General features: G+C 39.6%; 15 protein-coding genes. 13 read left to right on the forward strand and 2 right to left on the reverse strand.

The window, feature by feature from the left end; translation table 11 throughout:
- The first annotated feature begins 29 nt into the window (after positions 1-29).
- Positions 30-1,943, forward strand: a complete 1,914-nt coding sequence (locus H3Z82_RS10845; protein WP_182205520.1) for a SusD/RagB family nutrient-binding outer membrane lipoprotein — start codon at positions 30-32, stop codon at positions 1,941-1,943.
- 462 nt (positions 1,944-2,405) lie between these two features.
- On the opposite strand, the gene H3Z82_RS10850 is transcribed toward H3Z82_RS10845, so the two are convergent.
- Both H3Z82_RS10850 and H3Z82_RS10855 read right to left on the reverse strand, forming a co-directional pair.
- Positions 2,406-3,116 (reverse strand): LytR/AlgR family response regulator transcription factor, encoded by a 711-nt coding sequence (locus H3Z82_RS10850; RefSeq protein ID WP_182205521.1) that lies wholly within the window; start codon positions 3,114-3,116, stop codon positions 2,406-2,408.
- A gap of 46 nt (positions 3,117-3,162) precedes the next feature.
- The gene (locus H3Z82_RS10855) at positions 3,163-4,227 is read right to left on the reverse strand and encodes a sensor histidine kinase (protein WP_182205522.1); all 1,065 of its coding nucleotides are present in this window, start codon (positions 4,225-4,227) and stop codon (positions 3,163-3,165) included.
- A gap of 211 nt (positions 4,228-4,438) precedes the next feature.
- Between H3Z82_RS10855 and H3Z82_RS10860 the strand changes: the two genes are divergently transcribed.
- From H3Z82_RS10860 to H3Z82_RS10915, 12 genes are all read left to right on the forward strand, one after another.
- Positions 4,439-6,703, forward strand: coding sequence for a GH92 family glycosyl hydrolase (locus H3Z82_RS10860; RefSeq protein WP_182205523.1), 2,265 nt, complete (start codon positions 4,439-4,441; stop codon positions 6,701-6,703).
- 6 nt (positions 6,704-6,709) lie between these two features.
- Positions 6,710-8,587, forward strand: coding sequence for a sodium:solute symporter family protein (locus tag H3Z82_RS10865; protein ID WP_182205524.1), 1,878 nt, complete (start codon positions 6,710-6,712; stop codon positions 8,585-8,587).
- Positions 8,588-9,048: 461 nt separating this feature from the next.
- Complete coding sequence (locus H3Z82_RS10870) at positions 9,049-10,014, forward strand: glycoside hydrolase family 130 protein (protein ID WP_182205525.1); 966 nt, start codon at positions 9,049-9,051, stop codon at positions 10,012-10,014.
- Between the two features lie 200 nt (positions 10,015-10,214).
- A complete protein-coding gene (locus H3Z82_RS10875; RefSeq protein WP_182205526.1) occupies positions 10,215-11,276 on the forward strand; it encodes a carbohydrate-binding family 9-like protein in 1,062 nt (353 codons plus the stop codon).
- A gap of 88 nt (positions 11,277-11,364) precedes the next feature.
- Positions 11,365-12,531 (forward strand): glycoside hydrolase family 18 protein, encoded by a 1,167-nt coding sequence (locus H3Z82_RS10880; protein ID WP_182205527.1) that lies wholly within the window; start codon positions 11,365-11,367, stop codon positions 12,529-12,531.
- A 22-nt stretch (positions 12,532-12,553) separates the two neighbouring features.
- Complete coding sequence (locus H3Z82_RS10885; protein WP_182205528.1) at positions 12,554-13,669, forward strand: putative glycoside hydrolase; 1,116 nt, start codon at positions 12,554-12,556, stop codon at positions 13,667-13,669.
- A 6-nt stretch (positions 13,670-13,675) separates the two neighbouring features.
- Entirely contained in the window at positions 13,676-15,922 is a 2,247-nt protein-coding gene (locus H3Z82_RS10890; RefSeq protein ID WP_182205529.1) for a GH92 family glycosyl hydrolase, read from the forward strand.
- Between the two features lie 11 nt (positions 15,923-15,933).
- Positions 15,934-16,956, forward strand: a complete 1,023-nt coding sequence (locus H3Z82_RS10895) for an isoaspartyl peptidase/L-asparaginase family protein (protein ID WP_182205530.1) — start codon at positions 15,934-15,936, stop codon at positions 16,954-16,956.
- A 92-nt stretch (positions 16,957-17,048) separates the two neighbouring features.
- On the forward strand, positions 17,049-19,379 hold the full coding sequence (locus H3Z82_RS10900) for a glycoside hydrolase family 20 protein (RefSeq protein ID WP_182205531.1): 2,331 nt from the start codon (positions 17,049-17,051) through the stop codon (positions 19,377-19,379).
- Between the two features lie 2 nt (positions 19,380-19,381).
- Positions 19,382-20,731, forward strand: a complete 1,350-nt coding sequence (locus H3Z82_RS10905; RefSeq protein ID WP_182205532.1) for an alpha-L-fucosidase — start codon at positions 19,382-19,384, stop codon at positions 20,729-20,731.
- Between the two features lie 196 nt (positions 20,732-20,927).
- The gene (locus H3Z82_RS10910; RefSeq protein ID WP_182205533.1) at positions 20,928-23,261 is read left to right on the forward strand and encodes a GH92 family glycosyl hydrolase; all 2,334 of its coding nucleotides are present in this window, start codon (positions 20,928-20,930) and stop codon (positions 23,259-23,261) included.
- On the forward strand, positions 23,258-25,483 hold the full coding sequence (locus H3Z82_RS10915; RefSeq protein ID WP_182205534.1) for a GH92 family glycosyl hydrolase: 2,226 nt from the start codon (positions 23,258-23,260) through the stop codon (positions 25,481-25,483). Before H3Z82_RS10910 ends, H3Z82_RS10915 begins: the two co-directional genes overlap by 4 nt.
- The last annotated feature ends 3 nt before the right edge of the window (positions 25,484-25,486 follow it).

Raw genomic sequence — 25,486 nt, forward strand, 5'->3', positions numbered from 1 at the left:
AAGTTACAAAAAATATAATATATCAAGTTATGAGAAAAATATTTAATAAAACAAGTTTGGTTGGTGGAGTGCTGTTGGCATTTCTATCCTGCTCTGACTTTGAAGACATAAACGTAGATCCTGTGGCGGCAAGTGGCGACCAGGTACAAATAGAATATTTTATTAACAACTCTATTGGTGGAGCACAACAAGATCCTCATATATCAGAACGTATGTTTGCGCTGTATTGGGATCGTGTTGGAGGAATGACAAGACCCGCTGGATTAGCCTTGGGGAGTCCAAACGATGACTGGTCAAGTGATTATTACAACCGTTACGTATCGTCATGGTTAAGAACTATCAACGCTGGTATTGTAGTTGCTAATCAGCAAATTGAATCAGGTGTTGCCGGAGAGCATACGCCTAATCTTAAACAGGTTGCAAGAATTTGGCGTGCTTACCTCATGAGCGAAATGTCCGATAACTTTGGACCTGTTCCTATCGATGGATTTGAAGGCGTTAATCCTGAATATTCAGATGTAAAATCAGTATATTACTATATGCTTGAAGAATTAAAAGAAGCAACCAATGCATTAAATCTTGAAGTTTCAGCTCCAGATGATGCATTAAAGAAATTGGATCCAGCTTATAATTATAATTATGAAAAATGGAAAAAGTATGGAAATTCCTTAAGAATGCGTTTAGCAATGCGTTTGTCTGAAGCAGACCCATCAAAAGCACAAACTGAATTTGAAGATGCTGCTACTGACATATATATTGCTGAGGCAGATGATAACTTTGCAGTTGCAGAAAAACCAGGATGGGATAATTACACAGGTGTAATGACGAGAGAATGGAACGATTTTAGACTGTCATCAACACTTAATAATTTAATGATTGGATTAGGTGGTATTCCTTCTGCAGATGTGTTATCGGCAGATAAACATTCACATATTAAGCCATCCAATTATATGGGCCTTAAGTTTGATGATCATTTTACAACCAAAACAAACGATCCTTCTGCTGGATTCTTCTTTGATGGTTTACACAACACTATAGATCCAAGAGCTTATGATTTGTATGCGATACCAGGCGATCTTGACAATCCAGAATTTAATGGGTATCCATCTTGGGATAATAATGCAGAAACTACGGAAAGAACTTTAATAAACGATGCTGGCAATGTTGTCAAGGAAATTGATGCCGCTTTTACCTGGAATGCTTTCACTGGAGGTAATTGGGGAGATAAAGGTGCTATAAATAGAGTTGCAGGTCATATTGGGGCGCTTCCACGTTTAGTCAATAAATATAGAAACAGTTCTAACGAAAGAATCTTTTTTGCCTCGTGGGAGTCTTATTTCTTAATTGCCGAAGCCGCCGTTAGAGGTTGGACAGTGCCAATTGATGGAAAAACTGCTTACGAGCAAGGTATTGCCGACAGTTTTGCTTATAATAATGTGTCTGGTCAATTATCAGATTATTTAACTTCAGAAGATTACAGCAGAATTGGAACTTCTGTTAGTTGGACACATACTGTAGAACCACCTACATCGGTAACAATGACGTATAATGATGGTTATACTGGTGCTGCAGGCACATTTAACTTGGAGTATCCTGATAACGGATTGTACGAAGATGGTAATGTGAAGAACGATCTTTTGACAAAAATTATTACGCAAAAGTTTATTGCACAAACACCGTGGTTGCCATTGGAAACTTGGAATGATCAGAGAAGACTTGGTTTACCATTCTTTGAGAACCCGGCCGTTGAAGAGCCATTAACCAATATGCCAGCCCTAACCGATGGTAATTATATGACGAGCAGCATTAAGTTTTTTGCTCAAAGATTAAAATACCCTTCTAATTTTGGTAGTAATATCCCAAGTGGGTATGCGCAGGCCGTTGACAAATTAGGAGGTCCTGATACAGTGTTTACGCCATTATGGTGGGCACAACAGGAATAGAAAATTAGTTTTCATTTTTTTATTTTTATGTTTAGTCAGAGGGGAGAACTTTTAAAAGTTCTCCCTTTTTTTAGTGAAACCCCTGTCTGCCGACAGGCAGGCAAAACAAAAAAGCGAAGCGGGGAATTGACGGCATCTTATAATTGATAAATGATTTCTTTAAGATGTCTAATGCGCTTTGAATAATGCTCTGCCATTAGTGAAGATAGAAATGAAAATGACCCTAAATTAAAAAGTTTAGATACATGCAAATCAGATGTTAAGAAGTGGTGAAGTATGACGTCAATAGTCCATCTTTTAGAAATTATTCTTGTTCAGAATGATAGGACTTTTTGGAAATGGTAGTCTATGTGCTTTCGCCCGGAAGTATAAGAGCTCTCCGAATGGAAGAAATGAAGAAAAGATAGTGTACAAAAAGCATGATATCTTAATACTTAATTCTTCATACTTAGTACTAATATTCTAAATGGAAGAATTTAAAATCTTGTCCTTGACTTCCTCAAGATAAGACCTACCAATAACATATCTCATCCCATCTATTTCAATACTGTTGCCCTCAACCGCATCAATCTTGTTGATAGAAATGGTATAGGACCTATGAATCCTGATAAAATCGGTAGAAGGTAATAAATTGGTAAAATCTGAGAGTGTGCTGTGGATTAGAAATCGCCCGTTGGTGGTATTGATTTTTAAATAATCCTTTAAACTTTCAACCACTAATATTTCGTCCAAAAACACCTTTTTCATTTTTTTCTTATCAATTTTAATGAAAAGATAAGGACGCGTTGTGGCGGCCTCTGAAGAGGGTTGGGTAATGTTCATCCGCCTGTAAACCTTATTTAAGGCATTCATGAATCTTGGGAATTCAAACGGTTTTACCAAATAATCCAACACATCAAGTTCATAGGTTTCAATGGCATATTCCGTATAGGCACTGGTAATGATAATCAAAGGAGGTTCTTTTAAACTTTTTATGAAATTCAAGCCGTCCAAGACCGGCATATTGATATCCAGAAAAATGACATCAACCTTATGGTGCTTTAAATAGTTCAATGCATCAATAGCGTTGTTGAAGGTATCGGTCAATTCAATGTCTTCAATTTTCTGTAAATAATTTTTAATTACATTAACAGCCAAGGGCTCGTCATCAATAATTAAACATTTAATTTCCATGGTTTTTGTTTTAATACAAAGCGGTTAAGGCATTAAGCCTTATCGTTTATAAATTGCTCACTTTTATTTTGAGTTTCACTTCAAAGATATGATGGTCGTCTTTTATGGTAAGCTCAAAATCGTCCTTATTATAACCTAAAATCAATCTTTTCTTCACATTTTCCAAGCCTATTCCACTGGAATGATTGATTTCATTTTTAAAATCTGACACCGCTGGTAATGGATTGGTGATGGTAAAATACAGAAAATCTCCTTCAATATTAAAATCTATGTCTACTTTAATGACGCCAATATTTTTACTAACGCCATGTTTGAAAGCATTTTCGACAAAAGTGAGCAGTAAAATAGGCGCAATTTCTTTATTCTCTAATTCCCCTGCTATGGACATATTCACTTCAAGTGAATCATCATGGCGGATTTTTTCCAAGTCCAGATAATTCTGAATGCAGATAATTTCTTTCTCTAAAGACTGTCGCTTGGACTTTGTTTCATAAAGCAAATACCGCATTAATTCTGAAAGCCTCAAGATAATTTTGGACGTTTTGTTCGACTTTTCCAATGCCAATGAATGGATGTTATTGAGTGTATTGAAAAAGAAATGCGGTGATATCTGCGATTTTAAAAACAATAATTCAGTTTCCAATTGGTCTTTCTCAAGATCGGCTACCCTTTTCTGTTCTTTCAAAAAATCTAAAGTCACTTTAATGGCCGTGACAAACGTGATGACATAAAGCTCTCCAATCATCATATCAATGGTGTAGTTGAGTGTCAGATGATTTATTGGTTCAGGACCTTCTGGCCAGACATTGTTGCTTATTAAAAAGTAAGTGAGATTAAATTTGGCGAGAACCATCAAATAGATGGCTGAGATAATCAGGACAATGTAAGGGATATACCTTCTTTTGAACAAAAACTTTGGCATCAAGAAGTAGATATTGAAATAGCATAATGCGATGTGGATAGGGAAACCTAAAAGATTTGTTTTTATCGAATATAGATAGTCATTAAAGTAGCTCCCCCAACGAAACGTGTTGAACAAAAAATAAACCACCCAAAAAATGATGTGGTGCCAAAATGATATTTTGTAGATGCGTTTGGAGCTAAAGGTCATTTAAATAAAAAATTTCGTGATGTTCAGGAGAGTTAACGTGTTGTCCGTCTAAATTAATTTCAATTGTGGTTAAATTTATGAAAATTTATGGAGTGAACTCCATTTCAAAAATTAGTTTTTGTTTAAGGCATGGGAGGTTCCTGAAACCAAGTGATATTAGTTAGATACTAAAGCACAATACGTATTTGATAATTTGGAATAAAATAAAAGTATGAAAAATAAATATCTCCTTATTCTCTCCGCAATTTTTATTGTTAGTTGCAATCAGCAGCCGGAAACTGTAAAAACTGAAACTGCAATTAACAGTTATGTTGATCCCTTTATCGGTACCGGTGGCCATGGACATACGTACCCTGGTGCAACCGTGCCCTTTGGGATGTTGCAAGTGAGTCCAGTAAACGGAATCAGTGCATGGGATTGGTGCTCAGGATACCATTACTCTGATGATACAGCCATTGGTTTCAGTCATTTGAGCTTGAGCGGTACTGGAATTGGCGACTTGGCCGATATTATTTTTATGCCCATTAATAAAGCGGTCGATTTAACGGTAAATCCAATCTCCCGGGATAGTCTTGCGTATAAATCCACCTATAATCATAGCAACGAAACCGCAACGCCTGGGTATTACCAAGTGTTTTTGGAAGATCATGATGTCAACGTCGAATTGACCACATCAGAGAGAACGGCTTATCATAAATACACATTTAAAGAAGGTGATGAACAGGCCGTTGTCATCGATTTAGGATTTGCGATCAATTGGGATAAAGCGGTGGCTACTTCACTGAAAGTAGAAGACCGATACACCATTAGTGGCTACCGTCATAGTACAGGTTGGGCACATAATCAGAAAGTATTTTTCGTGGCGAAATTCTCAAAACCAATAGCAGACTATAAGATTTATGTAGATGGCGAAGTGTTTCAAGAAGGCGAAAATGAAGGAGTTAAAACTTCGGCCCAATTATTCTTTGATCCTGCTGAAAAAAGCAGGGAGTTGTTTGCGAAAGTAGCCTTGTCATCGGTGAGTATTGATAACGCAAAAGACAATATGGGACTTGGTGGTTTTGATTTTGATAAAACCAGAGCCGATGCCGATAAACTATGGACATCAGCATTATCAACCATTGAGGTCGAAACGGCAAACGATTCGTTAAAAACCATTTTCTATACGGCACTATACCATGCCCAATTGGCACCCGTAACCTTTAGCGATAAGAATGGGCAATTCCGATTGGAAAATGACAGCATCGTCACCGCCAAAGACTATACGGCCTACTCGACCTTGTCACTTTGGGATACCTTTAGAGCAGAGCATCCGCTATTGACATTCATTGCTAAAGATCGGGTTTCGGATATGGTCAACTCCATGCTGGCGTATTATGAAGTCCGTGAAATTTTACCTGTCTGGACTTTATATGGAAATGAAACTAACACCATGACCGGTTACCATTCCATTCCTGTGATTGTTGAAGCCTACAAAAAAGGAATTCGTGGTTTTGATGCTGAAAAAGCTTATGAAGCTATGAAAAACACGATGATGCAGGATGAACGAGGCCTGGATCACTATAAAAAATACGGATATATTCCATACAGTTTATTGGATGAATCGGTGACTATTACTTTGGAATATGCCTATAACGATTGGTGTGTGGCCGAAATGGCAAAAGAATTAGGAAAAGAAGAAGACTATCAGTTTTTCTTAAACCGATCAAAAGCCTACCAATATTTATATGATGCCGGATCCGGATTTATGCGTGGAAAATCGGTTGATGGCAAATCGTGGAACGAACCTTTTGATCCAAAACATTCCAACCATAGAGAACAAACCGATTATACCGAAGGTAACGCCTGGCAACACAGCTGGTTTGTACCACAGGATGTGGATGATTTGATTAAAATCCACGGTGGAAATGACGCATTTTCAAAACGATTGGAGCAGTTATTTACAGAAAGTTCTGAAATTACCGGCGATAATATTTCCGCAGACATCACCGGACTTATCGGGCAATACGCGCATGGTAACGAACCAAGCCACCATATCGCCTATATGTTCAATCATGCCAATCAGCCATGGCGGACCCAATATTGGGCGCGCCAAATTATGGATACGCAATATAACACCACTCCAAATGGCTTAAGTGGGAATGAAGACTGCGGACAAATGAGCGCATGGTACGTGTTGAGTTCAATAGGTTTATATCCTATGAATCCAGCGTCGGCAGACTATGAAATTGGTACACCGATTTTTGAAAAAGCAACAATCAAGCTTTCAGAGGGCAATGAATTTGTCATTGAAGCCGAAAACGTGTCGGATAAAAACTTCTATATCCAATCCGCGACCTTGAATGGAAACGATTTTAATCAGACAAGAATCTCACATGAAGAGATTTTAAAAGGTGGCACTTTACATTTTGTGATGGGTGACCAACCCAATAAAAACTGGGGAGTAGATAATAGTTCACAACCATCCAACAACTAAAGGCCAATGGATATTATTGACGTATCAATTATTGCAGTCTATATTGTTTTAACATTAGGCGTGGGAATATGGATGTCCAAAAGAGCTTCCAAAGGTTTGGACTCTTACTTCCTTGGTGGCAATTCCATAAAATGGTATTATTTAGGATTGAGCAACGGCTCAGGAATGTTTGATATTTCCGGAACCGCCCTCATGGTTGGGTGGCTTTTTCTATACGGCACCAAAAGTTTTATGCTCATGTGGCTCTGGCCAATATGGAATCAAATTTTCATCATGATGTTTTTGGCCGTTTGGATCCGACGCTCCAATATTATGACCGGATCAGAATGGATCTTGACGCGATTTGGTGATGATAGGGCAGGACGAGCTTCACATAAAATTGTAGCACTCTTTGCCGTGATTGCCTCCATTGGGTTTATTGCCTATTTCTTTGAAGGTGTGGGTAAATTCATGACCGTGATTCTGCCTTGGGATTTAGCACTGCATATGGGTGGATCAGAAGTGTTAACCTCAGAGCAATCTTATGCCCTTATTATTATATTGCTGACTACTATTTACACCATTAAAGGCGGTATGTTCTCGGTAGTGGCCACTGAAGTTTTGCAATATGGCATCATGGTATTGGCAGGCATTTTAGTCGCTGCCTATTCGTTTTATGCGTTTACCGATATTGAAATTACCAGCGTGCTGACGGAAGAGTGGAAAAATATTTTCTTCGGTTGGGAATTGGATACCCATTGGGGTGAAAAATATCAGGCTTTTAATGATTTGGTCGATTCAGAAGGTTATAAAATGTTTGGCGCTTTAATTGGGATGAGCCTGTTTAAAGGGTTTTTTGCCAGTATCGCAGGACCAACCCCGAGCTTTGACATGCAACGAATCCTCTCAACCAAGACAGTTAAGGAAGCAGCCTATATGAGTGGTTTTACCAACCTTGTGCTGTTTATCCCTCGGTATTTATTAATCGGTGGCGTGGTGGTTATTGCTTTGGTAGTTTTAGCACCCGGAATGGCCGAAAATCCAAACTTAGCCTGGGGTGATTTAGAGATTTTACTGCCACAAGTGGTTAATTTTCATGTTCCCGTTGGCGTTAAAGGTCTGCTCTTAGCGGGACTTTTGGCGGCATTTATGTCTACTTTTTCTGCTTTTGTCAATGCTGGTCCGGCTTATATTGTCAATGATATTTACAAAAAATACTTCAAGCCAAAAGCTTCGAATAAACATTATATTAGAGCGAGCCATATTGCATCCTTTGCCGTGGTCGGCCTTGGTGTATTTATGGGCTTTTTTGCCGATTCCATCAACTCATTGACCTTATGGATTACCAGTTCATTATTTGGTGGTTATGTGGCGGCCAATTTCCTAAAATGGATCTGGTGGCGCTTTAATGGTTGGGGCTATTTCTGGGGCATGCTTTCGGGATTGATTATTGCCAGTCTCCAGTTTTTTATGGATCAAAATAAGGAACATTTTACTGAAGGCACATTACTTTACGATTTGTCGCATGTATCGGCAATCTACTTGTTTCCAATCATATTTGGGGTGTCATTATTGGGATCCTTCTTAGGCACCTATCTCACAAAACCGACGGATATGGAGGTGCTAAAATCCTTCTATTCCAATGTGCATCCGTGGGGATATTGGAAACCTGTCTTGAACGAATTAAAGAAAGAAGAATCTAAGATTGAACGCAATTCCGACTTTTGGCCTGACATGTTAAATTGTGCCATTGGGATTGTTTGGCAATCCAGCATGATTATACTGCCCATTTATTTTATTATCCGAGATTATCCTAAGGCATTTGTTTCTTTAGGCGTATTTTTGATAACCTCCATAATTTTGAAGTTTACCTGGTTGGATAAGGTGCGGAAGATTCCGAATTAAGGGAGAAAGGGTTGAGGTATGAGGAATTAGGGATTAGGGATTAGAGATTAGGGATTTTTATAAGTGGTGAGTTATGAGTGGTGAGTTATAAGTGGTGAGAGACTACATGGCCAATGCTGTAAGATTGATGACCGATGGAACGCTGAGAACTGCCAACTGTCGACTGAGGACTTAAAAAGTAGCCAGAGCAAAAATTAGTGGATTAGGAAAATAAATCATTAGTGTTCGATAAAAAATATAAAAAGTTAACAGACCCGTTTGAAATAAAGGATATTACGAGGTTTTGAAAATGACATTTTACTGTTTAGAAACTATTTCTAAGTAGAGTGATTGGACAATTTTAATTTAAACAATATATGTTTGTCAATTAGTTACAATCAAGTCTTTGTTCTTTGTTTTATAAGCGCAGCGGTCTTGATTCTATAGCGAATAATAATAACAATAAATAATAATTACCGTATATGAGTACATTTCCTTGGCAAGATAAACCGGAAGGTTGCAATGATGTAATTTGGAGATATTCTGAAAATCCAATCATCAATAGATATGATATTCCATCCTCCAACAGTATTTTTAATAGTGCCGTGGTGCCTTTTGAGGATGGCTATGCCGGTGTTTTCAGATGTGATAACAAATCGGTGCAGATGAATATTTTTGCTGGCTTCAGTAAAAATGGGATCGATTGGGAGATCAATCATGAGCCTATCGTGATGCAAGCAGGAAATACCGAAATGATCGAATCTGATTATAAATATGATCCAAGGGTTGTATGGATTGAAGATCGGTATTGGATCACCTGGTGTAATGGCTATCACGGACCAACCATCGGGATTGCTTATACCTACGATTTTAAAGAGTTTTTTCAGTGCGAAAATGCCTTTTTGCCGTTCAATAGAAACGGAGTCTTATTTCCTAAAAAGATCAACGGCAAATACGCAATGTTGAGTCGCCCAAGCGATAATGGGCATACGCCATTTGGAGATATTTACATCAGCTATAGTCCGGATATGAAATACTGGGGAGAGCACCGATGCGTCATGAAAACAACGGCATTTGTGGATAGTGCTTGGCAATGTACCAAGATTGGTGCAGGACCAATTCCAATTTTAACCGATGAAGGCTGGTTGATGATTTATCACGGGGTCATCACTACCTGTAACGGTTTCCGTTATGCCATGGGCGCTGCACTATTAGATGAAAACCAACCCGATAAAGTAAAATTTAGAACCCAACCGTATTTATTGGGTCCTGCAGAGCTTTACGAAACCACAGGAGATGTACCCAACGTGGTATTCCCTTGTGCTGCTTTACATGATATAGAAGAAGATAAATTAGCCATTTACTATGGTGCGGCAGATACCGTTGTAGCCATGGCATTTGGGAAATTGAGCGAAGTGGTGCAGTTTACAAAGGATAATAGTTTGTAAAATTGATAGGTTTGTCCATGAAAATAGTGCCGCAATATTATTAGAAATAATTATACGGAGATTATTTTAGCCCTGAAGGGGCGATATATGAATGCCATGTCATTCAAGACAATAATGGTAGCCCCAACGGGGCGATATATCATAGAACGAAGCGATATATCATAGCACGGAGCGACATATCACATAAATAATAATATTCAATGATTAAATTTATAACATCCCTCTTTTTCAGTATTTCCATGATGACCTTCGGGCAATCAAAAGGCATTCCCGTGCCTGAGAGTTACATCGCCTACCACACCTCTGACGCCATTAACGTTGACGGGAAGGATACTGATGCCTCATGGAACAAAGTGGATTGGACCAAGCTATTCATCGATATTGAAGGCGTTAAAAAACCAACTTATGACACTCAAGTCAAAATGCTTTGGGACGACACTTATTTCTATATTTTGGCAAAAATGGAAGAGCCACACGTTTGGGCAGATATCACAGAACACGACGCCATAATTTTCTACAATAATGATTTCGAGGTCTTTGTTGATCCCGACGGTGATACCCATAATTATTATGAAATCGAGGTGAACGCCATCAACACCATTTGGGATTTATTTATCAACAAACCTTACCGTGAAAGCAACGTAGTTTTAAACGATTGGACGGCAACTGGAATGAAAACGGCCATTACCATTGATGGCACCTTGAACAACCCGAAGGATACCGACAAAGGTTGGATACTTGAAATGGCAATTCCTTGGGATGTGTTCAAAAAAGCTTATTTCGAAGAAAACGTTCCCAAAGATGATTTTTGGCGGGTGAATTTCTCAAGAGTTAATTGGGATCATGATATCATCGATGGGAAATACGGAAGAAAAAAGGATGCCGAAGGCAACTATCTGCCGGAATACAACTGGGTCTGGTCGTCACAAGGCGTCATTAATATGCACGAGCCTGAAAAGTGGGGCTATGTATATTTCTCTTCAACAGAAGCTGGCGGAAAGGATACCTTTGAAATTCCTAAGGATGAAAAAATCAAATGGGAAATGTATGGTTTATTCCGTGCTCATAAAAAATATTACGAAACGAATAAACAATGGGCAACTTCGGTTGAGCAACTATCGGCATCCCCAATGGTCGTCGAAGGAAAAACTATTCAGCCTAAAATTGAAACCCATAGTTTTGGATGGACCATTTCAGCAAAAAGTCCGTTTACAGATAAAATGCTCATCATAAAAGAGGATGGCGAATTTTTAAGTCAATAAATTAGTTAAAGACCTGTGAGGTTTCTACCTGTCCGCCGAAGCTTCAGTGTAGGAGGAAAACCTGAGAGGTTTAAAAAAGAATTATATTATGAGAGTGATCAAATACATTTTTTTAATCCCGCTTTTTTTCGCGTGCAACAATGCTTCTGAAAAAAAGGGAGAAACAAATCATGACGTATCAAATCAGGAGCAAGCAAATGACAAACAATCCGATGTCGATTTAAAAATCATCGGATACGCCGCGGGCTATGAAGATTATGATTTCTCGAAAATCGACGCCACAAAACTCACACATATCAATTTTGCTTTCGCCAATATTGTTGAAGGTAAAGCGGCCTTTGAATTGGAAACCGATGCGGCTAAAATTGCCACATTGATTGGTCTTAAAGAGCAAAACCCCGATTTAAAAGTACTTTATTCTGTAGGAGGTTGGGTTTGGTCCGATCAGTTTTCGACCATGGCAGCCTACGATGAGTCACGAAAAAAGTTTGCAGAAAGCTGTGTGGAACTTTTGAAAAAACACGACTTTGATGGCGTGGACTTAGATTGGGAATATCCAGGCCAACGTGCAGAAGACAATGATTTCCGTCCCTCTGATAAAGACAATTTTACCTTGCTTTTGGCTGAAATCCGCCAAGCATTGGATGTCCAAGGTGAGAAAGACAATACACATTACCTCTTGACCATCGCCACTGGAGCCGATCAAGCCTATATCGACCATACCAATTTAGGACAAGCACACAAGCACCTCGATTTTATAAATGTGATGTGCTATGACTTTTACCAAGGTTGGATGTTTCAAACGGGCCACCATGCCAATTTATATCCATCAGACAAAGAAAAGTACGGCGGCAATAGTGGCGTAGAAGCCATCGACCGACATATCGAAGCGGGCGTTCCCGTTGAAAAACTGGTCTTGGGAATTCCTTTTTATGGCCGTCAATGGGAGAAAGTTGCCCCTACAGAGGTCCCTTTATACGCATCGGCCAATCAAGGTGGATATATCATATCCTACTGGGAAATTCTCGAAAAATTAAAATCGGGCAACTATGAAAAAATGTACGATGAATCCGCAAAAGCATCTTACCTCTGGAATCCCACCGAACATGTTTTTATTTCTTATGATACACCAAAAGAAATCAAATTAAAGGCGGACTATATCAAAGAAAAAGGCTTGGGCGGCGCTATGTTCTGGGAATATAGTTTAGATAAAGACCAAGAGCTATTGAATACGCTTTTTGAAAATTTGCATTAAATATTAGTATAAAAAAACACCAATGAAAATTAGATTCCTCGTATATGCCACGTTACTTTTAACTGTGATTGGGTGCAATCAACAGGAAAGGAAACAAGCGAACCTATTGAATCTTAAGTCATCTCCTGAGGATAATTTTAAATTCGGTACCTGGATCACTTCCAATAAAAACAAAGCTGATGCCGATTATACCACCGAATTTAAAAGATACAAGGAAGGTGGCATTGATGAGGTTCTGATTAATACATCAACCGATCCAAAGGAACTAGAGCGTTTGGTGCCATTAGCAGCCAATGAAGGTTTAAAAGTTCATGCATGGATGTGGGCTGTGAATCGTCCAGGCGATACGATTGCTCAAAATCACCCGGAATGGTATATGGTCAGTCGAGATGGTAAATCCTGTTTTGATACCCGTCCGTATGTCAATTACTACCAATGGTTATGCCCAACAAGGGAAGCATCCAGAAATCATATTTTAGGTTTGGTTGAGAAAATGGCAAAGGTCGAGGGCATTGAAAGTGTACATTTGGATTATATCCGATTTCCAGATATTTTCTTACCCATCGGTTTACTTCCGAAATACGATTTAAAACAGGACACGGAAATGGCAGAATTCGATTTTTGCTATTGTGAGGTCTGTATAAGCGAATTCGAAAAAATCCATCATAAAAATCCGTTGGAAAGTGAAAACACCGCCATCGATATGGAATGGAAGAATTTCAGGTTGAATGCCATCCGAAATTTGGTGAATGACGCTTATGATATCGTCCACAAACACAATAAAAAATTAACCGCTGCGGTTTTTCCTTATCCTGAAATGGCCGATCATATGGTACGTCAACGTTGGGATAAATGGCATATTGATGAGGTATATCCAATGATTTACCACGGATTTTATAACGAGGAAATTGATTGGATCGGGTACGCCACCAAACAGGGTGTCACCGATTTAGAGCCTAAAAATGTCGGATTGAATACGGGCGTTTTCCTGCCGCCTTTTACATCTGCGGAAGAGTTAAACGAAGCCATTCATTACGCAAAGGATAATGGCGCAAAAGGAGTGACTTTCTTTGATGGGCCGCAATTGACGGATGCCTTTTTGCAAACCATTAAAGAAATAAAAGAAAGTTTTAAATAAGTAGAAATGAAAAAGTTTGGTCTTTTAACGCTGTTTTTTGCAATGTTCTTGCTTCAGTGCAAAGAGTCTGCGGATGTATCCAGCCAAGTTAAATTAACCAGTTTTGTAAATCCCTTTATAGGAACTGACGGCCCTGGAAACACCTATCCTGGTGCAACCGTTCCTTTTGGGATGGTTCAATTGAGTCCTGATATTGGAATTTCGGGTTGGGATCGCATTGCCGGTTATTTTTACCAAGACTCCATTATTACCGGATTTTCGCACATGCACTTGTCTGGAACAGGTGCCGGCGATCTCTACGATATATTGGTCATGCCTACCAACAGCCGATTTTCAGAACGTATAGAAGCCAATCACTTTAAGCCGTTTTCAAGTTTTTCACATGAAAAGGAAGCCGCATCACCGGGCTATTATATGGTCGATTTATTGGATTATGACATTAAAGCTGAATTGACTACTACAGAAAGAACAGGAGTCCATCGCTATACGTTTCCTAAGGACGACAGCACGCAAATTCACATCGATTTGGGCTATTCCTTAAATTGGGACAGCCCCACCGAAACACATTTTAATGTGGTTGATGACACCACTATTGAAGGCTATCGGAAATCTACAGGATGGGCAAAAGACCAACGGGTTTATTTTGTAATTAAACTTTCTAAACCTTTTAAATCTTATCAATTATTTAAAAATGATTCGCTGACGAAGTCGCCTGTTACAGGTAAAAACACAAAGATTATTTTGGATTATGCCACCGAAGAAGGCGACCAAATTATTTTAAAAACGGGTTTATCTACAGCAACTATTGAAGGGGCGTACAAATCGTTGGAAGAGGAAGCACCACATTTCGATTTTGATGACATAAGAAACCAGGCAGAAGACAAATGGGAAATCCAACTCAATAAAATCAACATCAGTATGGCTGACGATACCAAAAAGCATATTTTTTATACGATGCTCTATCAGTCCATGTTGGCACCCACCTTATTAAGTGATTATAACGGCGATTATAAAGGCGCCAATGATAGCATCATGAATGCTCAAGGTTTTGATAGATACGATACATTTTCGTTATGGGATACTTATAGAGCGGCACATCCATTATACACCATCATGCATCCAAATAGGGTTTCGGATATGGTCAATTCCATGCTCGCCCATTACAAGGAAACAGGTCTTTTACCAGTATGGCCCATGCAAGGGAATGAAACCAATATGATGATTGGCTACCACGCTGTTCCCGTCATTGTGGACGCTTATTTTAAAGGTATCGCAAATTTTGATGTCGATTTGGCTTACCAAGCGTGTGTTGCCAGTGCTACAGATGCTTCTCGACAAATTGATGAGTACATGGCTTTAGGTTATGTACCAGCAGGTGACGACGAAGACGATTGGTCCGTTTCCAAAACTTTGGAATATGCCTATGACGATTGGTGCATTGCCCAATTCGCGAAAGCCTTGGATAAAACAGACGATTATAATACCTTTATAAAGCGCTCTGAAAATTGGAAAAATGTTTATGATACGCAAACTACATTTATGCGTCCTAAGCTAAAAGATGGCACTTTTGTTGAGGATTTCGTTCCTAAGGATTATTCGCCATATTTCTGCGAAAGTAATGCCTGGCAATATTTTTGGTCGGTTCAGCACAATATTGAAGGGCTTACGGATCGCGTTGGTGGAAAGGAAGTATTTGAGAAGAAACTCGATTCCATGTTCACTTTAAACCCGCTACCTGAAGATGTATTACCAATTTTCAGTACGGGAATGATCGGTCAATATGCACATGGTAACGAACCAAGTCACCATGTGGCTTATTTGTACAATTATATTGAAAAGCCGTGGAAGACTCAAAAGTTGGTTCGGGAGATTTTAGAAACCCAATATCAAAATGAACCAAGCGGACATTGTGGGAATGAAGACTGCGGGCAAATGTCGTCCTGGTACGTGTTCAGTGCCTTGGGCTTTTATCCTATGAATCCTGCACAAGGGGTATATGCTTTTGGATCACCGTTGGTCGATTCAGCCACCGTTAATTTGGAAAACGGGAAAACCTTTACTGTAAAAGCCTTGAACAATAATAAAGACAATATATACATTCAAACCATTTCTCTAAATGGTGAAAATATAGATCGAAATCACATCACACATAAAGAGATAATGGCCGGTGGCGAATTGGTTTTTAACATGGGAAATACACCCAATAAGACCACTAAAAATACAATAGCACCATCATCAGAACTATATAATTAAAAAATCAGACGATGTCAGATAGAAGAAATTTTATAAAAAAAGCAGCCTTAGGAACTATAGGCGTTAGCACAGTGTTGAGCTGCAATAATTTGACCAGTAAGGAGCAGCCTGTTGTGGCAGCTAATGTGTCAAATAAAAAGGCAGTCAAGCCTTTGGTTATTTCCACTTGGAACCACGGTTTACCGGCCAACGAGGAAACTTGGAAGCAATTAAAAAACGGAAAATCGGCTTTGGACGCTATTGAAGCTGGCATGAAAATTCCTGAAGCAGATCCAGAAGTGAGAAGTGTCGGCTATGGCGGATTTCCTGATAGGGACGGAAAAGTAACATTGGACGCCTGTATCATGGATCATAATAGCGATTGCGGATCAGTATCTTTTTTGCAAGGTATCAAACATCCTATTTCAGTAGCCAAAAAAGTATTGGAGAATACGCCTCACGTGATGTTGTCGGGAGCAGGTGCCCTTCAATTTGCATTGTCCGAAGGCTTTAAGGAAGAGAATTTGCTAACCCCAGAATCAGAAAAAGATTGGAAAAAATGGATGGAAGAATCCAAATATAAACCCGTCATCAATATTGAAAATCACGATACAATTTCCATGTTGGTCATCGACGAAGATGGCAATATTTCAGGAGGTTGTACCACAAGTGGTGCGGCTTGGAAAATGCACGGTCGTGTGGGGGACTCCCCAATTATCGGTGCAGGTCTGTTTTTAGATAATGAAGTTGGAGCCGCCGCCGCAACAGGTTTAGGTGAAGCGGTATTAAGAACGGCAGGAAGTGCCATGGTGGTAGAATTGATGCGTCAGGGGAAATCGCCACTTGAAGCTTGTAAGGAAATTGTGGAGCGTATTTTCAACAAGCATAAAAATCATAAGGACATGGAATATCTGCAAGTTGGATTTATCGCCGTCAACAAAAATGGAGAGCATGCGGGTTACAGTTTACGTTCCGGATTCAACTATGCCATTTATGATGAAGCCAACGGAAATCGTATGGAAGATGCCACGTTTAAAATGGCTTGGGAAGATTAAGAAACAAAATAACTTATAATTAGGCCAATAGGGGACATGACAATAGACGGCGTGGCATGTTAATAGATAATAATAAAATTAAATTTTTAAAAATGAATGTATTAAAACAATTGATGGGGATGATTTTGATAATCCTAATGGTTTCATGCCAAGACAGTAAACAATCCAAAGTGTTTACCGAGGCTGATATCGCCATTATCCCAAAACCTGTAGAATTGACCTTGGAACAGGGATCATTTCAGTTTAATGACAAAACACAATTTGTAATCTCCGAAGCTTCACAAAAAGAAGTGGTTACAGTAGTGTCAGATAAATTTCAAACAGCGGCAGGTTGGACTTTGGGCGTCGTGGAGCAGGCACCAAATACAAATTTTGTACAGTTTATTACGGATGAAAATTTAGAGGATGAGGCCTATCATATGAATGTCAATTCTGATCGTGTACAAATATCAGCAAGCGGAAATGCTGGATTTTTATACGGATTGGAAACTTTACGTCAATTGCTGCCAATACATATTGAAAGCTCAAAATTAGTATCAGACATCGTTTGGGAGATACCAAATTTAACGATTAATGATCATCCCCGATACCGATATCGCGGATTGATGTTGGATGTATCCCGTCATTTTTTTGAAATTGATTATTTAAAAAAGACCATTGATCGGTTGGCTTTTCTTAAAATGAACGTATTGCATTTACATTTGGTAGATGATCAAGGCTGGCGGATCGAAATCAAAAAGTACCCAAAACTTACTGAAGTGGGCGCATGGAGAGTGGATCAGGAAGATAAACATTGGGACGGACGTGAAGAGACCACCGCAGGACAGAAAGGCACTTATGGCGGATTTTATACACAAGAGGAGTTAAAAGATTTGGTAGCTTATGCAGCCACGAGAAGTGTTGAAGTTATTCCAGAAATTGAAATGCCGGCACACGTAACTTCAGCTATTGCTGCGTATCCTGAATTGTCCTGTCATGAGCGGCCAGTAGGTGTGCCGTCGGGTGGTGTGTGGCCTATCACCGATATTTATTGTGCAGGAAAAGAAAATACTTTTGAGTTTTTAGAAAATGTTCTGTTGGAAGTGATGGATATCTTTCCTTCTAAATACATTCACGTTGGTGGCGATGAAGCAACCAAAACCAACTGGGAAAAATGTCCGGATTGCCAGAAGCGCATGAAAACTGAAGGCTTGGAGAACGTTGAAGAACTACAAAGTTACTTTATAAAAAGAATGGAGCGTTTTATCAATTCCAAAGGAAAGCGGTTGATTGGCTGGGACGAAATTTTGGAAGGTGGCATTGCGCCAGAAGCTACAGTGATGAGCTGGAGAGGAACCAAAGGTGGCGTTGAGGCGGCGGAGCAAGGCCATGATGTGATTATGACTCCGGGTTCACATGCTTATTTTGACCATTATCAAGGCCCACAGAATGAAGAGCCTTTAGCTTGGGGTGGATATACGCCTTTGAGTAAGGTCTATACATTTGATCCAGTGGTGGAAACCATGAATGAGACGGAAGCCAATCATGTTCTTGGAGGCCAGGCCAATCTGTGGTCAGAGCAAATTAAAACCACTGACCATTCAGAATATATGATTTTTCCAAGATTGGCGGCACTGTCAGAAACTTTGTGGTCAACTAAAGAATCGCGCGATTGGGATGATTTTTCTCATCGTATTGAAACCTTATTTAAGCGTTTTGACATGATGGGCATCAATTATGCAAAAAGTTCATATTTGGTGATGGAAGATATTCAAATTGATATGGATACAAAGGAAGTTTCGGTCGAATTGAAAAACGAATATACGGATGCCGACATTCGCTACACCTTAAATGATGAAGAATTAAATACTAACGCTACAAAATATACCGAACCAATTAAAATTACTGAAACCACTGAAATCCATGCTTCGGTATTTAAAGACAATCAGCCTATTGGCAAGCCATTTAATACCACCATCGAATTTCATAAAGCGGTGGGTAAGCCAGTAACGTTTAAGGTAAAATACGACGATCGTTACCAAGGTGAGGGCGAATTTGGATTGGTCAATACATTACGTGCAACTAAAAACTACCAAGATGGGCATTGGCAAGCTTGGTTGGGCAAAGACATGGAAGCTGTAATTGATTTAGGTGAATCCATGGCTATTCATGAAGTAGGCGTTGGAACATTAGAAAATCAAGGGCCAAGTATTTATTTTCCAACATCCGTTACGGTTTCTGTTTCCGATGATGGCAAGAATTTTAAGGAGGTTGGGACAATAGAAAGAGCATTTGCCAAAAATCCATCGTCCGATTTAAAAACGTTTAACATTGAATTTGAAGAACAATCGGCACGTTACGTAAAAGTTGTGGCCACCGTTTTAAAATCCGTGCCCAAAGGAGGTCATGCGTGGCTTTTTGTAGATGAAATTATAATAAATTAACAATGAGAAATTTTAAGATTATAGCAATTTTAGCACTCTTGATCGGCAGTCCATTATCTGCACAAGAGAAGCTATCAAAGGAAGACCGATTAGAGGAATGGTTCAACGATGCAAAACTCGGCATCTTTATGCACTGGGGGTATTATGGTGTCAACGGTATTGGCGAGTCCTGGTCGCTGTACCATAAGCAGATTTCGTATGACGATTATATGGCGCAAGGCAAGAAGTTTACCGCCAAAAATTACGATCCAGAGGCATGGGCTAAATTATTTAAAAAAATAGGCGCACGCTATGCGGTATTGACCACAAAACATCATGATGGGGTAGCCCTATGGGATACCAAAGTGAGCAAATTGAACGTGGTGGAGAAAACACCGGCAAAACGCGATCTCGTTGGTCCATTAGTAGATGCCTTGCGAAAAGAAGACCTGAAGGTAGGTTTGTATTATTCGTTGATTGATTGGTCGCATCCTGATTATGACGTCGTGTTCCCACGTCCTGATACTCGCAAAAACTATCCACAGAAAAATCAGAATCAACTGTCGCCATGGCAACGGTTTTTGAAATTTAATCATGACCAACTCAAAGAATTGAATGATCAATACCATCCTGATTTATGGTGGTTTGATGGCGATTGGGAGCAGTCAAGTGAAGCTTGGCAAGCAGAATCCACAAAAGATACCTTATTGAAATGGAACCCAAATATCATTGTCAATTCCCGTTTAAAAACTTATGGTGATTACAGTACTCCAGAACAGGGTGTGCCGGTGGTACGACCTGACGGATCTTGGGAGTTTTGTATGACCATGAATGATAATTGGGGACACTTTCCATCAGACACCAATTACAAACCCGTATCGCAAATTATCCGAACTTTTGTTGAAGTCATTGCTTCAGGTGGAAATTTACTGTTGAATATTGGTCCAAAACCAGATGGCACTATTGGCGCACCAGAAATGGAACGCTTAGAAGCCTTGGGTAAATGGATCAATAAGCATGAGTCGGCAGTGTTTGGTACAAAAGCTGGTTTGCCTTATGGTCATTTTTATGGACCATCTTTGCTAAGTAAGGACGAAACCAAAATTTATCTGGCCTTATTTGATATCCCTAACAATTACATTTCTCTAAAAGGGATTCAAAATAAAATAAAATCCATCAAAGTTGTTGGAAGCGGTCAGGAATTAAGTTTTGAGAGAAACGGTGGAGCGGCGTGGAATAATATTCCTGGAATTTTAAGAATTGAAGTTCCAAAAACTGAAAATTTGGATGCCAATGTAACCATTCTGGAAGTGGAACTTGAAGATGCATTGAAGTTATATAGAGGCCATGGACAGGCGGTGGAGCTGAATTAAAGTTTAGATGAAAGAGTAAAGAATATAGGACAAAGACCAACAATAAAACTTTAAACCTCGAAAGCCAAAACCATAAGCCGATGTCATTACTAGGATTGAGGAACGAATGATGCGGCAATCAGATTGAACGGAAATACATAACCGACAACAGGCAACCGATAACCGACAACAGACAACCGACAACAGACAACCGAAAATGCCAAATTCAATTTTTAAATATTCGTGGATATTATTAGTTGCTTTATTAATCTGTAATAAGGATAGCAAAGCACAGCAGAACTCCTACATCGCCAGTAAGAATGTAGTCGATTTCGTAAACCCCTTAATGGGTACGGACTCTGCGTTCGATTTATCCAACGGGAATACCTATCCCGCCATTGCCACGCCATGGGGTATGAATTTTTGGACACCAATGACCTCTAAAATGGGCGATGGTTGGACCTATAAATACCGTGAGAATAAAATCCGCGGTATCAAGCAGACCCACCAACCGAGTCCATGGCTAAATGATTATGCAGCGTTCTCATTTATGGCGGTTACCGGCGATTTGAAATTTCAGGAGGATGAACGGGAATCTTGGTTTTCCCATAAGGCAGAAACGGTAACGCCTTATCATTACTCGGTATATTTAGCCGATTACGATGTGGTGGCTGAGGTGACGCCGACTGAAAGAGCGGCCAGTTTTAAATTTACATTTCCAGAATCTGAAAACTCCTATATCATCCTCGATGCTTTCAATAAGGGATCCATGGTTAAAATTATTCCTGAAGAACGAAAGATCATCGGCTATGCCCGAAATAATCATGGCGGAGTTCCAGAAAATTTTCACAACTATTTTGTGGCCGAATTTGATAAGGACTTTGAAATCAATCACACTTGGAAAGATGGATGGCAATTGGTTGAAAACTCAACGAATAGTGAAGGCGAGCACGTTGGGGCAATTGTTGGATTCAAAACCAAAAAAGGCGAAGTGGTCCATGTTAAAGTAGCATCATCTTTTATTAGTCCAGAACAAGCCCGATTAAATCTTTTCAGAGAAATTGGACCCGATTCATTTGAAGATACCAAAGAGAAAGCAAAACAAGCATGGGAAACTGAATTAAATAAAATTCAGATTGAAGATGATAATATCGACAATCTAAGAACCTTCTATTCTTCTTTATACCGTGTGTTATTATTCCCAAGAAAGTTTTACGAGTTTGATGCTGATGATAATATAATGCATTACAGTCCGTATAACGGCAAAGTTTTACCTGGCTATATGTTTACAGACAATGGCTTTTGGGACACGTTTAGAGCGGTCTTTCCGTTTTTTAATATGATGTATCCAGAGCTTAATGGCAAAATCATGCAAGGCTTGGCCAACACTTATAAAGAATCGGGTTGGTTACCAGAATGGGCAAGTCCGGGACATCGCGATGTGATGATTGGATCCAATTCGGCACCTATTATTGCGGATGCCTATTTAAAAGGAGCCAAAGATATGGATGCTGATATTTTGTTGGAAGCGGTGTTGAAAAATGCCACCGTCGCCGATGGACGACCAGTGAACTCCGTAGGTAGGGCAGGATTGACCTATTATAATAAATTAGGTTACGTGCCATACGATGTAGATATCAATGAAAATGCCGCCAGAACTTTAGAGTATGCTTACGCCGATTTCACCATTGCCCAAATGGCCCAAAAAATGGGTCAGCCTAAATTGGCAAATAAATACTTTAAACAATCGATGAACTACAAACATCTGTTCGATCCTTCAACCAAATGGATGCGTGGAAAGAACAAAGATGGCAGTTTCCAAAGTCCGTTTAATCCTTTAAAATGGGGCGATGCTTTTACGGAAGGCAATAGTTTACATTACACCTGGTCTGTTTTTCATGACATTAACGGTTTGATTAGTTTGATGGGTGGGAAAGAAAAGTTTGCTGGAAAACTGGATGAGGTTTTTGAAATGCCACCAAAATTTGATGATTCCTACTACGGATTTACCATTCATGAAATCCGAGAAATGCAGATCGTTAATATGGGGAATTATGCCCACGGCAACCAACCCATCCAGCATATGATCTATTTGTATAATTATGCAAATCAACCGTATAAAGCACAAGAGAAAGTTAGAAATGTGATGTCTAAATTGTATTCCGCAACGCCTGATGGCTATTGTGGTGACGAAGATAACGGACAAACATCAGCATGGTATGTGTTCAGTGCTTTGGGCTTTTATCCAGTGACGCCTGGTGTTGATGAGTATGTCATTGGGAGTCCACTGTTTAAAAAAGCCACATTGCATTTGGAAAATGGCAACACTTTTGAAATTACGGCCAAAAACAATTCAGAATCCAATGTCTACATTCAAAGTGCCGAATTGAATGGGAAACCATATAATAAAACATTCTTGAAATTTGATACCCTTCAAAACGGAGGACGATTAGAATTTAATATGGGCAAAACCCCGAATAAAACATGGGGAACTGCCAAAGAAAGCGTGCCGTATTCATTAAGCACGTCAAAAAATAATCCTAAAAAATGAAACAGTTCAGATTACTATTTATTCTCTTGATTTTTTGTGGCAATTTTAGTGGTGTTGCACAAGAAGAACCCGCTGATTATGTCAATCCAATTATAGGTACCTCCAATTATGGCGCCACTTATCCCGGCCCAATCGCACCAAGGGGCTTGGCAAGTATCAGTCCGTTCAACGTAGCTGGACCGCAAAACTTACCCTTGGAAAAAGACAGTCAGTGGTTGTCCAATCCATATGTGCATGAGAACACGTTTCTCACGGGGTTCAGTCATGTCAATTTAAGTGGTGTAGGCTGCCCGGAATTAGGTGTTTTACTGCTGATGCCGACTACGGGCGAGTTGGAAACAGATCATTTAAAATATGGTTCCACTTACAGAAACGAATTAGCTAAGGCTGGTTATTACAGTACACAAATTGACAAATACGACGTTAGAGCAGAATTCACCGCGTCAACAAGAGTAGGCGTGAGTAAATTCAGTTTTCCGGAAGGGCCAGCGAATATTCTATTGAATTTAGGCGTGGGCCTGACCAATGAAGAAGGCGCTATGGTGCAAATTGTATCCGATACTGAGATTCAAGGCATGCGTTCTGTAGGCTCTTTTTGCTATAACAGTCCAGAAGCGGCTTATCCCGTCTATTTTGTTGCGAAGTTCTCCAAGCCGGCAGACAACTTTGGAGTATGGAAGGAACCAGCATTTTACGAAGGGGTAGAAGCACAATGGATGACTTATAATGGCAAAACACGAATAATGGAAAAGTCGACTAAAATGGTGGTAGGCGATAGCATTGGGAGTTATTTCACTTATAACTTTGACAAGCCAGAAACCATTGAGGTTAAAATCGGCGTAAGTTACGTCAGTATTGAAAATGCACGTGAAAATTTAGAACAAGAAACTGGAGGGAAATCCTTTGAGGATGTTTATAAAGAAACTTATAGCGCATGGAATGAAACGCTTTCTAAAATTAAAGTGGAAGGCGGAACAAAAGAAGATAAGACCATTTTTTACACGGCCTTATATCACACCCAGATCCATCCCAACACCTTAAACGATTGGAATGGCGATTACCCTGAAATTAAAACCGGGAAAATCGGAAATACCAAGGGCACGCGTTATACCGTGTTTTCTCTGTGGGATACCTATCGGAATGTACATCAGTTATTGTCGCTCGTATATCCGAAGCAACAAAGCAATATGATCAAAAGCATGTTGGAGATGTACGATGAAAACGACTGGCTCCCAAAATGGGAATTAAATTCTACCGAAACTTTTACCATGGTGGGCGATCCTGCAAGTATTGTCATTGCCGATACCTACTTAAAAGGTATCCAAGACTTTGATGTTGAAAAAGCATACGAAGCCATGTTGAAAAGTGCTGATCAGATTGAAAACAATCCTTTGCGACCAGGCCTAAAGGACTATATTGAAAAAGGTTATTTAACCACCGATCATGGCGGCTCGGTGTCAACCACCCAAGAATACAATGCGGCCGATCATGCCATCGCTTTATTGGCAAATGCATTGGGCAAAAAGGACGATTATAAGCGATTTAAAAATCGTTCGTTATCCTATAAAAAGCTTTTCGATAAAGATTTAAAAATGTTGCGTCCAAGATTGCAAAATGGTGATTGGTACGAACCTTTCGATCCAAATGAGGGCGCTAACTTTGCTGAAAACGTCGGTTTTATCGAGGGTAATGCTTGGCAATATTCGTTTATGATTCCGCATGATGTACCTGGATTAGTTAAATTAATGGGTGGCAACAAAGGTTTTACGGATCAATTGCAAAAGATTTTTGATACCGAACAATTTGACATGGCCAATGAACCTGGGATTGCGTATCCGTATCTGTTCAATTATGTGAAAGGTGAAGAATGGCGCAGTCAGAAAATGGTTGAGGAACTGCTTAGAAAACATTTTAAAAACACCGCTGATGGCCTTCCTGGCAATGACGATACCGGCACCATGTCGGCTTGGGCGGTCTATTCTATGATGGGCTTCTATCCTGTGTCTCCGGGCGACCCAAAATACACGATTACGAAACCTCTATTCGATAAAATCACTATTCAATTAGATTCTAATTATTATAAAAACGACGCCTTGATCATCGAGAGAATTGGTAAGGGGCAGATCAAGCAAATTTTAATCAACGGTAAAAAACACAAGGGCTATTTTGTTAGCCATGACGAATTGGTAAACGCTAAAACACTTAAAGTCATTTTGGAATAATCA

The sequence above is a fragment of the Gelidibacter maritimus genome (assembly GCF_014062315.1).
Taxonomy (GTDB): Bacteria; Bacteroidota; Bacteroidia; order Flavobacteriales; family Flavobacteriaceae; genus Gelidibacter; species Gelidibacter maritimus.